At 73.1% G+C, this 11,212-nt stretch carries 12 protein-coding genes; 4 read left to right on the forward strand and 8 right to left on the reverse strand.

Going from position 1 to position 11,212, the window contains the following annotated elements; all coding sequences use genetic code 11:
• Positions 1–118 precede the first annotated feature (118 nt).
• From AB8A24_RS34680 to AB8A24_RS34700, 5 genes are all read right to left on the reverse strand, one after another.
• Positions 119–1,300 carry a sensor histidine kinase gene (locus AB8A24_RS34680; RefSeq protein ID WP_369478470.1) on the reverse strand — a complete coding sequence of 394 codons (1,182 nt, stop codon included), beginning with the start codon at positions 1,298–1,300 and terminating at the stop codon, positions 119–121.
• 76 nt (positions 1,301–1,376) lie between these two features.
• A complete protein-coding gene (locus AB8A24_RS34685) occupies positions 1,377–2,021 on the reverse strand; it encodes a hypothetical protein (protein ID WP_369478467.1) in 645 nt (214 codons plus the stop codon).
• A 53-nt stretch (positions 2,022–2,074) separates the two neighbouring features.
• Positions 2,075–3,940: a phosphatidylglycerol lysyltransferase domain-containing protein gene (locus tag AB8A24_RS34690; RefSeq protein ID WP_369478468.1), complete on the reverse strand. Its 1,866-nt coding sequence runs from the start codon at positions 3,938–3,940 to the stop codon at positions 2,075–2,077.
• Between the two features lie 83 nt (positions 3,941–4,023).
• Positions 4,024–5,079 (reverse strand): nicotinate-nucleotide--dimethylbenzimidazole phosphoribosyltransferase, encoded by a 1,056-nt coding sequence (gene cobT / locus AB8A24_RS34695; protein ID WP_369478471.1) that lies wholly within the window; start codon positions 5,077–5,079, stop codon positions 4,024–4,026.
• Between the two features lie 181 nt (positions 5,080–5,260).
• Positions 5,261–6,466 (reverse strand): bifunctional adenosylcobinamide kinase/adenosylcobinamide-phosphate guanylyltransferase, encoded by a 1,206-nt coding sequence (locus AB8A24_RS34700; RefSeq protein ID WP_328963641.1) that lies wholly within the window; start codon positions 6,464–6,466, stop codon positions 5,261–5,263.
• Positions 6,467–6,559: 93 nt separating this feature from the next.
• Between AB8A24_RS34700 and AB8A24_RS34705 the strand changes: the two genes are divergently transcribed.
• Positions 6,560–6,772, forward strand: coding sequence for a hypothetical protein (locus AB8A24_RS34705; RefSeq protein WP_030731088.1), 213 nt, complete (start codon positions 6,560–6,562; stop codon positions 6,770–6,772).
• A 155-nt stretch (positions 6,773–6,927) separates the two neighbouring features.
• Here AB8A24_RS34705 and AB8A24_RS34710 read toward each other — a convergent pair whose 3' ends face one another.
• Both AB8A24_RS34710 and AB8A24_RS34715 read right to left on the reverse strand, forming a co-directional pair.
• The gene (locus tag AB8A24_RS34710) at positions 6,928–7,671 is read right to left on the reverse strand and encodes a class I SAM-dependent methyltransferase (RefSeq protein WP_328966010.1); all 744 of its coding nucleotides are present in this window, start codon (positions 7,669–7,671) and stop codon (positions 6,928–6,930) included.
• A gap of 65 nt (positions 7,672–7,736) precedes the next feature.
• Entirely contained in the window at positions 7,737–8,345 is a 609-nt protein-coding gene (locus tag AB8A24_RS34715; RefSeq protein ID WP_328963642.1) for a DUF3043 domain-containing protein, read from the reverse strand.
• Positions 8,346–8,608: 263 nt separating this feature from the next.
• Here AB8A24_RS34715 and AB8A24_RS34720 point away from each other — a divergent pair, with 263 nt between their 5' ends.
• The gene (locus tag AB8A24_RS34720) at positions 8,609–9,403 is read left to right on the forward strand and encodes a PspA/IM30 family protein (RefSeq protein ID WP_078909381.1); all 795 of its coding nucleotides are present in this window, start codon (positions 8,609–8,611) and stop codon (positions 9,401–9,403) included.
• A 13-nt stretch (positions 9,404–9,416) separates the two neighbouring features.
• Positions 9,417–9,695 (forward strand): hypothetical protein, encoded by a 279-nt coding sequence (locus tag AB8A24_RS34725; protein WP_328963643.1) that lies wholly within the window; start codon positions 9,417–9,419, stop codon positions 9,693–9,695.
• Positions 9,696–9,766: 71 nt separating this feature from the next.
• On the opposite strand, the gene AB8A24_RS34730 is transcribed toward AB8A24_RS34725, so the two are convergent.
• On the reverse strand, positions 9,767–10,540 hold the full coding sequence (locus AB8A24_RS34730) for a hypothetical protein (protein WP_328963644.1): 774 nt from the start codon (positions 10,538–10,540) through the stop codon (positions 9,767–9,769).
• A gap of 70 nt (positions 10,541–10,610) precedes the next feature.
• On the opposite strand from AB8A24_RS34730, the gene AB8A24_RS34735 reads away from it, so the two are divergent.
• Positions 10,611–11,212, forward strand: a 602-nt coding sequence (locus AB8A24_RS34735; RefSeq protein ID WP_369478469.1) for an adenosylcobinamide-GDP ribazoletransferase, incomplete at its 3' end; no start/stop codon positions are given.

Here is an 11,212-nt window from a genome sequence, read left to right on the forward strand (position 1 = left end):
CACCGGGCTCCGCCCGGACCCTCCCCCAGCTACCGCTGGGAGGTGCCCCCTGCTCAAACGCCGGCGAGGCTGAAATCGGCCGGGCCGAGGCTGGACGGCGGCCAGGTCGAAGCGGCGGCTACCCCAGGGGGAGGATGGCGTGGACGCGGTAGCCGCCGCCGAAGCGGGGGCCCGCGAAGCAGGTGCCGCCCAGGGCGCCGGTGCGCTCGCGCATCCCGAGGAGGCCGTGGCCCCCGCCCGGGTCGGGGGGCTCCGGCGCCGGGTCCGCCGACTCACCGCCGTCGTCCAGGACCGTCACCTCCACCGACGGCCCCACCCGCACCACGCTGACCTCCGCCTTCGCCCCCGGCCCCGCGTGCTTGCGTACGTTCGTCAGCGCCTCCTGGATCACCCGGTACGCCGCCAGGTCCACCGCCGCCGGCAGCGGCCCCGCCGCCACGTCCTCCAGCTGGACGATGACCTCCACCGGCAGCCCGGCGTGCCGGAAGGTGCCCACCAGTTCGTCCAGGACGCCGAGCCCCGGCGCGGGCTCCGTCGGCGCCTCCGGGTCGCCGGACTGCCGTAGCAGCCCGACCGTGGCCCGCAGTTCGTTCAACGCCGACCGGCTGGCGTCCCGTACGTGCGCCAGCGCCTCCTTGGCCTGGTCCGGGCGCTTGTCCATGACGTGCGCGGCCACTCCCGCCTGCACGTTGACCAGGGCGATGTGATGGGCGACCACGTCGTGCAGGTCCCGGGCGATCCGCAGCCGCTCCTCGGCGACCCGCCGCCTGGCCTCCTCGTCCCGGGTCCGCTCGGCGCGCTCGGCGCGTTCCCGGATGGCGTCGACGAAGGCCCGCCGGCTGCGTACGGCGTCGCCGGCGGCCGCGGCCATCCCGGTCCAGGCGAAGATCCCGATGTTCTCCTGCGCGTACCAGGGCAGCGGTCCGGCCAGCATGGCCACGCCCGTCAGCCCCGCCATGGTGAGCAGCCCGATCCGCCAGGTCGTCGGCCGGTCGGTGCGGGAGGCCACCGTGTACAGGGCGATCACGGTGCACATCGCGACGGGGGCCCGCGGTTCCCCGGTGGTCAGCTCCAGCAGGGACAGTCCGCACGTCACGGCGAGCACGGCGCGCGGCTGCCGGCGCCGGAACACCAGGGCGGCCGCGCCGAGCAGCATCAGCAGCAGCGAGAACGGCTCGGGGGTGCGCGTCCCGAAGGTGGGCCCGTGCGGCCCGTGCGGATCGGCGAAGGAGCCGACGACCATGGCGACGAACGCCCCGAACGCCAGCACGGCATCGGTGGCGAGCGGATGGGCCCGCATCCACTGCCGGGTGGGGGCGAACGGGCCGAGGTCTGTCGTCACCCGGATACCGTACGGCCTCATCCGCCGGCGCCCCCTACGGCGGAGGGTGGGGCCCCAGCGGCACCTGCGCCCGTACCGGCCCCCAGTGGGCCCGCACCACGCACACCGCCATGACGGCGGTGATGGCCGCCAGGTGTTCCTTGCCCGCCAGGTTGTCCTTGACCAGCACCTCGCCGATCATCGCCAGGATCACCAGGGCGCCGGTCAGGTAGGCCCGGTAGCGCCAGCAGAGGTAGATGGCCAGCCCCACCACCGCCGCCGAGGGCCCGGTGTCGTTGACGATCCGGTCGGACACCGGCAGGCCGAGGGGATGCTCCGGCCCGAGCGCGAGCCCGATCCGCGCGTACGTGGTTCCGGCGAGGGTGGCGACGTAGCCGATCAGCAGGGTGCGCCACCAGCCGATGCAGATCTCGGCGATGCCGAAGACGAGCAGGATCTGCGCGAGCGCCCCCCACACCGGCAGGTCCAGGGCGGGGACGAACAGGGACAGCGGGGTGCGCAGGAGGGCGAGCCCGAGCGGGTCGGCGGCTTTGACCGATCCGAGGTTCTGGACGGGCTGGAACCCCCAGGAGGTGTTCTGCACGATCTGGAAGACCGAGGTCAGGCAGACCGCGCCGATGGTCATCGGGATCGCCCGCCACCTGTCGCGGACGAGCGCGTCCCGGACGGTCCAGAACATGGGTCCCCACTCACGGCGGGCGAACTGCCGGAGTGGGGACGTGTTCCACGCTGTCAACGGCGGGTCTCCAGGTGTCTGCGGTGCAGCCACTTCGGAAGGCCGGGGGCCTCCAGGAAGCCCTCGGCCCGGCCGGCCGCGACACCGATCCGCAGCAGGTCCGAACTCTTCTCGAAGAGCATGAACCGCGGTTCCCAGATCGGCCGGTATTTGGCGTTGGCCCGGTAGAGGGACTCGATCTGCCACCAGCGGGAGAAGAAGCTGAGCAGCGAGCGCCACATCCGCAGCACCGGACCGGCGCCGAGCCGGGATCCGCGCTCGAAGACGGACCGGAACATCGCGAAGTTGAGGGAGACCTGGGTGACCCCGATCTCCTTGGAGCGTTCGAGGAGTTCGATGACCATGAACTCCATCAGGCCGTTCTCGGAGTTCCGGTCCCGGCGCATCAGGTCCAGCGACAGACCCTTGGGTCCCCACGGTACGAACGACAGCACGGCCCGCAGCTCGCCGTTGCCGTCGGTGCACTCCAGCATCACGCACTGGCCGTCCGCGGGATCACCCAGTCGGCCCAACGCCATGGAGAAGCCGCGCTCGGTGGCGCCGTCGCGCCAGTCGTCGGCGCGGCGCACCAGCTCGGCCATCTCGTCGGCCGGGATGTCGTCGTGGCGGCGGATGTGAACGGTGTACCCGGCCCGCTTGACGCGGTTGAAGGCCTGCCGGACGGTCCGCATGGCGCGGCCCTCCAGGGTGAACTCGGCGGTCTCGACGATCGCCTCGTCACCGAGTTCGAGGGCGTCCAGGCCGTGCCGGGCGTAGATCTGCCCGGCCTCCTCGCTCGCCCCCATCACGGCCGGTACCCAACCGTGCTCGCGGGCCTCGGCCAGCCACGGGTCGATGGCGCCCGGCCAGGCCTCGGGGTCGCCGATCGGGTCGCCGGAGGCCAGCGAGACCCCGCCGACGACGCGGTAGGTGACGGCGGCCTTGCCGGTGGGGGACCAGATGACGGACTTCTCGCGGCGCAGCGCGAAGTAGCCGAGCGAGTCGCGGTCGCCCTGCCGGGCCAGCAGCGCCCGTAGCCGCTCCTCGTCCTCCTCGCTGATCGGGTCGACGGCGCGGCGCGAGCGGAAGGCGGCGAACAGCACGGCGAGCAGCAGCAGCATCGACATGACGTTGATGACGACGTCCACCCAGCCGGGCGTGGTGATCGCCTCGGAGGCCCGCTCACCGGGCGTCAGGGTGATCAGCCGCATCACGCCGTACCACCAGCGCTCCGGGAAGGAGGCCTCGGCGCTGAGCGGGGAGGTGTTGGTGGCGCCGACGAGCAGGGCCGCGATCAGGGAGGTGAGCAGCAGGCCGACGGCGGCGACGGCGCTGGCGAGCGTCGGGTTGGAACGGTCGCCCTTGGCGTAGAACTCGCGGCGGCCCAGCAGCAGGGCCCCGGTGAAGGCGGCGGTCAGGACCAGGGAGACCCAGTTCTGCGCGTGCTCACGGATCTCCTCGTGCGTGGAGAGCGCGTAGGCGAGGAGCAGGGCCAGGAGGCCGCTGAGGACCAGGTTGAGGATCCAGGAGGCCCGCTTGCGGCGGCCGAGGGTGACGGCGAGCAGCAGGGTGAACAGCCCGGAGGCGAACCCCGCGGTGAGCATGTACGGGGTGTAGAAGTCCTCGACGTTGTGGCGTCTGAGGTCCTGCCCGAGCGAAACCCACACCGCGCTGAGGAAGTTGATGAAGGTGACGGCGCGCAGGTACCACACCGCGAACGCGGCGCCGTGCCGTGAACGGGCGCTCCCGCGGCCGGTCTCCCGGCCGCTGCCCGCCGCCCTGCCGGCGGGGTCGCCGCCGGTCTCTTTCCTGCCGGCTGACGGACCGGTCGCCGGTACGGCGGTGCGGTCGGTCTCTGCGCTGGTCAAACGGACCTCTCCCATAAAAAGCGATCATATGGGGCGCAGCTGTCCGTCATTGTGCGGTCGGGGGCCACGGCCTGGTCAGGACCGCGGGCCCCGGCGGCTCATTCCGTCGGCTCCGCCACCGCCCGCTCCGGGAGTTCCGCCGCGAGTGTGGCGGCCGCCTGGACGAGGGGGAGAGCCAGCAATGCCCCGGTACCTTCACCTACTGTGACGCCGTGATCGAGCACGGGGTTGAGCGCCATTCGGTCAAGTGCCTTCGCCTGGCCCGGCTCGCCGCTGGCCTGTCCGGCCAGCCACCAGTCAGGAGCCCGGAACGCGGCCCGCTGGGCCACCAGCCCGCACGCGGCCGAAACGACACCGTCAAGGATGACCGGGGTACGGCGCACCGCGCACTGGAGGAGGAATCCGGTGATGGCGGCCACGTCCGCACCGCCGACCGCGGCCAGCAGCGCCACCTGGTCGCCCAGGACCGGGCGGGCCCGGCGCAGCGCGTCGCGGATCGCGGCGCACTTGCGCATCCAGGCCAGGTCGTCGATGGGCAGGCCGCCCCGGCCGGTGACCACCGAGGCGTCGGTTCCGCACAGCGCGGCGACGAGGGTCGCGGCGACCGTGGTGCCGCCCACGCTGAGGTCACCGAGGACGACCAGGTCCGTCCCGGAGTCGGCCTCCTCGTCGGCGATCCGCATCCCGAGCCGCACCGCGGCCTCGGCCTCCTCGACCGTGAGCGCGTCCTCCACGTCGATCCGGCCGCTGCCCCGCCGGATCCGGTGCCCGACCACGTCCGCGGGGAGCAGCTCGGGATCGCAGTCGAGCCCGGCGTCGACGATCCGTATGGTGGCGCCGAACCGGCCGGCCAGGACGGCGACGGGGCTGGCGCCGTCGAGGACGGCCCGCACCAGTTCGTGGCCGGTGGACGCGGCCCGGGCGGAGACGCCCGCGCCGGCGATCCCGTGGTCGGCGGCGAACAGCACCACGCGCGGGCGCTCGATCGGCTCGACCGGAACCCGACCCTGCGCGGCGGCGAGCCACTCGGCGAGTTCGTCGAGCCGGCCCAGCGCGCCGGGCGGGACGGCGAGGCGCTCACGGCGTTCCTCGGCGTCACGCCGGACGCCCCCGTCGGGGCGCTCGATCAGATCGGAGAAGTCGTCGAGATTCAGCGTGCTCATCTGCCAGAGAGTACAGCCGGTAAGGCCCTCCCTCAGGCCTTGGGCGCCCCGTTCCGGCCCGGTCGCGGAACGGCGGAACAGCCGTCGGCGGACCGGCCGTCGGGCCGCCGTCGAGCCCGCCGTCGGTCTCCTGTCGTCGAGCCGCGCCGACGCCTTCCCCGCCGCTCCCGCGCTATTCCTTGAGTACGGTCGCCAGGCCCGCGACGACGAGGAGTACGTGCTCGCACTCGCCCGCGACGGCCGCGTTCAGCCGGCCCAGCTCGTCCCGGAAGCGACGGCCCGAGGAGGTCGCCGGGACGACGCCCGAGCCGACCTCGTTGCTGACCAGCACCACCGGACGGCGGGTCGCGCGGACGGCCGCCACCAGTTCGGCGGTCCGCTCGGCGAGTTGCTGCCGCCCGCCTTTGGCCCACACCTCGTCGTCCCACGCCCCGGCCCGGTCCATCGCGTCCGTCAGCCACAGCGCCAGGCAGTCGATGAGCAGCGCCGGCCCGTCGGCGGCCAGCAGCGGTACCAGCTCGCAGGTCTCCACCGTCCGCCAGCTCGCCGGCCGGCGCTCCCGGTGCAGGCCGACCCGCTGGGCCCATTCCGCGTCGCCGTCCCGGGTGCCGCCGGTGGCCACGTAGACCACCTCGGGGAAGGACTCCAGCCGCCGCTCCGCCTCCACGGACTTGCCGGAGCGGGCCCCGCCCAGCACCAGCGTCCGGCGCGGCAGGTCCGGCACCACCGCGTACTCCCCGACGATCACGGTCGTCCCGTCCGGCACCGCCCGGGCCCCGGCGGCCGCGCACCGGCGCTCCAGCTCCCGGCCCGGCGGGGTGTCGTGGTCCAGGTGGACGGCGATCACGTCCGTGCCCGGGCCGACGGCGCCGCTCGCCCGCAGCCGCGCCAGCGCCTCGGGCCGGCCCAGCACGTCCATGAGGACCATGTCGTACGGGCGCCGCCCGGCCTGGTCGGCGACCCCGGCCGGGGCCCCGCCCGGCGGCAGGTACAGCAGCCGGACGCCGTCCGGGCCGGTCACCTCGTACCCGGTGCCCGGCGCGTCCATCGGCACCGCCCGCACCCGGTGCCCGGAGATCACCGCGAGCTCCCGCCCGTCCGGCACCCGCCCGGCGGCCGGCAGGCCGGGCGGCAGCTCGACCGCGGGCCCGTCGTGCGGGTGGGTCAGCAGCACCTGCCGTACCCCGGCCAGGGAATGCCCGGCCCGGGCTCCGGCCAGTACCGCCCCGGGGGTCAGGTCCAGCAGCAGCGCCCCGTCGACGAGAACGGCCGTGGCGGCGCGGGAGCGCGTGCCGACGGACACGGCGCAGGCCGCACAGGGGCAGCCGGGGCGGGGCAGACCCTCGGGTGTTCCGGTGCCGAGCAGAGTGAGTTCCACAGGATGATCCTCCCGCGTCGCCGAGAGTGCTGCGCGCCCGGTTACTCTGCGGGCACACTCAGGACAGGAAGCGTGCGAGCAACGGAGGCGGACATGGCGTGGACGTGGCGGTTCGAGACGGCCGACGGCACCGAGACGAGCCCGTCGGTGGTACCCGAGGAGTTCACCACGCAGGGGGACGCGGAGTCCTGGGTCGGTGAGTACTGGAAGGACCTGCTGGAAGGCGGCGTCGAGCAGGTGAAGCTGTCCGACGACAGCGGGACCGAGCTCTACACGATGAGCCTGCGGGCCGCGCTGGACGCCTAGGTCGTCTCTTTCGGATCTTGGCGGACCCGGCAAGATCCGAAAGAGACGGCCTAGGGAGAACCCCGGCCCGCCCCTTCCTCGTGCATGTCCCGTACGGGCCTGCGGCCGGGCGCGGCGGCGGGGACCCGCACCGGCCGGGGACCTGGTCGGCAGGGTCAGCCCCGTACCCCGCACAGGTGCAGCAGTGCGGCCACACCCCGGTAGGGGTCGATCCGCCCGGCGCGGTCCTCGGCGGCCAGCAGCCGTTCCAGCTCCTCGTCGGGCGGTAGGACCTCGCCCGCCTCGGTGCCGTCGGTGAAGACGCGGACGCCGTACCAGGACTGCAGCGGCGCACCGATCCCCGACAGGGTGGCCGTCAGTCCGGCCAGCCGGTCCGCGCGGACGTCCAGGCCCAGCCGGTTCGTGTAGTCGGTGGAGTCGAACGCGGCCAGCGCGCCCTTCCAGTCGCCGTCCAGGCCCGGCCGCATGGCGAGCGCGTCGCCGTTGCGCACCAGCAGGGACAGCAGTCCGCCCGGGGCCAGCATCCGGGCCAGCCCGGCCAGCATCGCGTCCGGTTCGGGCACGTACATCAGCACCCCGTGGCACAGCACCACGTCGAAGCTGCCCGGCAGGAAGTGGGCGCCGGTCTCGCGCCCATCGCCTTCCAGGAGGGTGACCCGAGCACGGATCCCTTCGGGCTCCGCGGCCAGCGCCTCTCGGGCGACGGCCAGCATCCCGGCGTCCTGCTCCAGGCCCGTCACCTTGTGCCCGGCGCGGGCCAGCCGCAGTGCCTGCGTGCCCTGGCCCATGCCGACATCGAGCACGCGCAGCCGCTGCCCGACCGGGAAGCGCTGCGCGATCTGCTCGTCGACCTGCCGGCCCACGAGCTCCTGCCGGACGGCGTTACGCAGTCCGCCCAGGCCTTCGAGCCAGAGCCGGGCGCCTTCCGCGAAGCCTTCCCCCGAGGCGCCGGGCGTGGCTCGGCTCAGGGCCGTTCCCCACGCTTGACCTGCGGCTTCGGGAGACGGAGTCGGCGCATCTGGAGGGTGCGCATGAGGCCGTAGGCGATGGCGCCGCGGCGGGGCTCGTCCGGGAAGCGGGTGGCCAGGGCCTTGCGGAGGCGGAAGACCAGGCCGATGGAGTCGAGCACGATCAGGACGATCACGACGAGCCACAGCGTCAGCGCGATGCTCTGGATCGACGACTGCCGCACCATGCTCAGGACCAGGATGACCACCGCCAGGGGCAGGAACATCTCGGCGACCGAGTAGCGGGAGTCCACGTAGTCGCGGACGAACCGGCGCACGGGACCCTTGTCACGGGTGGGCAGGTAACGCTCGTCGCCGTTGGCCAGCGCTTCGCGCTGCTTGGCCATCTCGGTACGGCGACGCTCACGGGCTCGCTTGGCATCCTCCTTGCGATTGCCGGTCGAGGCCACCACGGCCTTGCGCTGCGACTGGGCCACAGCACGCTTCGGCGTAGGGCGGCCCTTCGGGGCCTGCGGGTCACGGGGCTGCGAGAGGTCGGCGCTCACCTTGTCGGTGGCGGCGGCCTTCTCTTCCTTGGAGGAGCGGCTACCAAACACAAAACCCAAGCCTACGTGGTTGCGGGCATGGGCCCCACCCCGCTGGGGAACGATCCGGCAACGGCGGGCGTCCTTCCCCTTGCACGGTCCGTGCGGTGGGCCCGTTCTCCTGGGATCACCTACTCCTTACGCCTGACGGGGCGGGGGCGTAGTCGTCCTGGAGGAGGAGCGCATCCGTACTCGAACAGTGCGGTAATGGAGACAGGGCCCGTACTGTGGGTTCTGTCGGTGACCTGGAGCACAGTCCGTCTAGAAGGGGGCGCGCGAAGCCCATGAGCGGTGTCATGAAGCGTATGGGGATGATCTTCCGCGCGAAGGCGAACAAGGCCCTTGACCGGGCCGAGGACCCGCGCGAAACCCTCGACTACTCGTACCAGAAGCAGCTGGAGCTGCTGCAGAAGGTGCGTCGCGGAGTCGCCGACGTGGCGACCTCCCGCAAGCGCCTGGAGCTGCAGCTCAACCAGCTCCAGGGGCAGTCCGCCAAGCTGGAGGACCAGGGCCGCAAGGCCCTCGCCCTGGGTCGCGAGGACCTGGCCCGTGAGGCCCTGTCCCGGCGCGCCTCGCTCCAGCAGCAGGTCAGCGACCTGGAGGTGCAGCACCAGACCCTGCAGGGCGAGGAGGAGAAGCTGACCCTCGCCGCCCAGCGGCTGCAGGCCAAGGTGGACGCCTTCCGTACGAAGAAGGAGACCATCAAGGCCACCTACACGGCGGCCCAGGCGCAGACCCGGATCGCGGAGTCCTTCTCCGGCATCTCCGAGGAGATGAGCGACGTCGGCCTGGCCATCCAGCGGGCCGAGGACAAGACCGCGCAGCTGCAGGCCCGCGCCGGCGCGATCGACGAGCTGCTGGCCTCCGGCGCGCTCGACGACCAGAGCGGCCTCGGCTCCAAGGACGACATCCAGGCCGAGCTCGACCGCCTCTCGGGCGGTACGGACGTGGAGCTGGAGCTCCAGCGCATGAAGGCCGAGCTGGCGGGCGGCCCGGCCGCCCAGCAGCAGGCCATCGAGGGCGGCGCCCAGGGCAACGGGCAGCAGCCGCAGGCTCCGCACCGGTTCGACAAGCAGTAGGACGGGGCCCGTCATGATCGTCCGCATCATGGGGGAAGGTCAGCTGGAAGTGGCCGACAGCCACTTCCCCGAGCTCAACAAGCTGGACGACGAACTGCTCGCGGAGATGGAGGGCGGTGACGAGGACGGCTTCCGGCGGACGCTGGGCGCGCTGCTCGCCGCCGTACGGCGGCTCGGCACGCCGCTCCCGGACGACGCGCTGGAACCGTCCGAGCTGATCCTCCCCGCGGCGGACGCCGGGCTGGACGAGGTCAGGGAGATGCTCAGCGACGACGGCCTGATCCCGGGCTGAGCCCCGGGCCGGGTACACCGACAGCACGGCGGCGGGCCCGCCCCCTCGAGGGGGCGGGCCCGCCGCCTTCGTCACTGCTGGGGCGGTTTCTCCAGGGACACGGGGTGATCGGGGTCCGGGGTCCCGCCGATGAAGTTCTCGAACCTACGACGCGGCCGCGCCCAGCGCCGGTCGTGGTGGAAGGCGCGCAGCCCGGCCTTGGCCCGGGCGCGCGGCCGGTTCGCGTAGAACCGCTTCGCGTACGGGGACCCGGGCCGGGCCAGCCGGATCGCGCCGACCAGCGCCACCAGGGGGACGACCAGGCCGAAGAGCGCGGTGCGTGCCTTGCCCTTCCACAGGGCGATCAGGGCCAGGAAGAAGTTGGTGGCCCCGTTCATGACGACCAGGCCGCGGCTCTGACGCTCCTCGCTGGACAGGTCGTTCACCCCGAAGGGTACGAATCCGCCGATGACCAGGGCCACGATGGCGGCCGTGACGACCACGAGCTCCACGCTCTTGCGGCCCTGCTCGCTCCAGTACACGTCGTCGAGGTGCAGGATCAGCGCGAACTCGTCCAGGACCAGGCCCGCGCCGAGGCCGAAGATCACGGCGGAGACGCACGCGCCGAGGCCGTAGCGGCCGCTGCCGACCGCGCCGAAGCCGCCGATGACCACGAGGATCACGCCCGGCACCACGTGGTGGATGTGCATACCGCCCGGGGTGACGTTCTTGAACGGGCCCCGACCGGCCCGGATCATCCGGGTGATCACACGGGTGACCAGGAACGACATCACGAACGCGAGCAGCGCGAGCAGGAGGGGCAGCTTCCCCGGTTCGACGATGTTCCGATACCACCAGTGACCCATCCCACTGACTCCCTGTTTGGCATGTAATGGGTAATTTACCGCCCGCGACGAGCGGGTACCGTTCCCGCCGATGACAGATTCGTTCGACGGCCCGCCCCAGACGCCGCCCGCGGAACGCGCCTCGTTCCTCGACGGCGTCCGTTTCGCGTTCGGCACCCTCACCGTGCTGCCCGCCCGCATCACCCGCTGGGACCGCCCCGCCGCCCGCACCGGAATGGCCTGCGCCCCGCTCGCCGGACTGGTCGTGGGCGTGCTCGCGACCCTGCCCGGAGTGCTCCTGCTGCTGCTCGGCGGGGGTCCGCTGCTCGCGGCGACCCTCACCGTCGCCGGACCGGCCGCGCTGACCCGGGCCCTGCACCTGGACGGCCTCGCCGACACGGCCGACGGCCTCGGCAGCGCCAAGCCGGCCGACGAGGCCCTGCGGATCATGAAGCAGTCCGACATCGGCCCCTTCGGCGTCGTGACCCTGGTGATCGTGCTGCTCCTGCAGGTGGCCGCCCTGTCCGAGATCTACGCCGACAGCTGGATCCGCGGCGCCCTCGCCGCCGTCGTCGCCGCCGTGGCGGCCCGCCTCGCCATGACCCTGGCCTGCCGCGAAGGCGTCCCGGCGGCCCGGCCCGGGGGCCTGGGCGGCGCGCCGCGGGACCACCCCGGCGACGGCGGCGCCCAGGC

Origin of the sequence: Streptomyces sp. BF23-19, assembly GCF_041106355.1 — a bacterium.
GTDB classification, from domain to species: Bacteria; Actinomycetota; Actinomycetes; order Streptomycetales; family Streptomycetaceae; genus Streptomyces; species Streptomyces virginiae_A.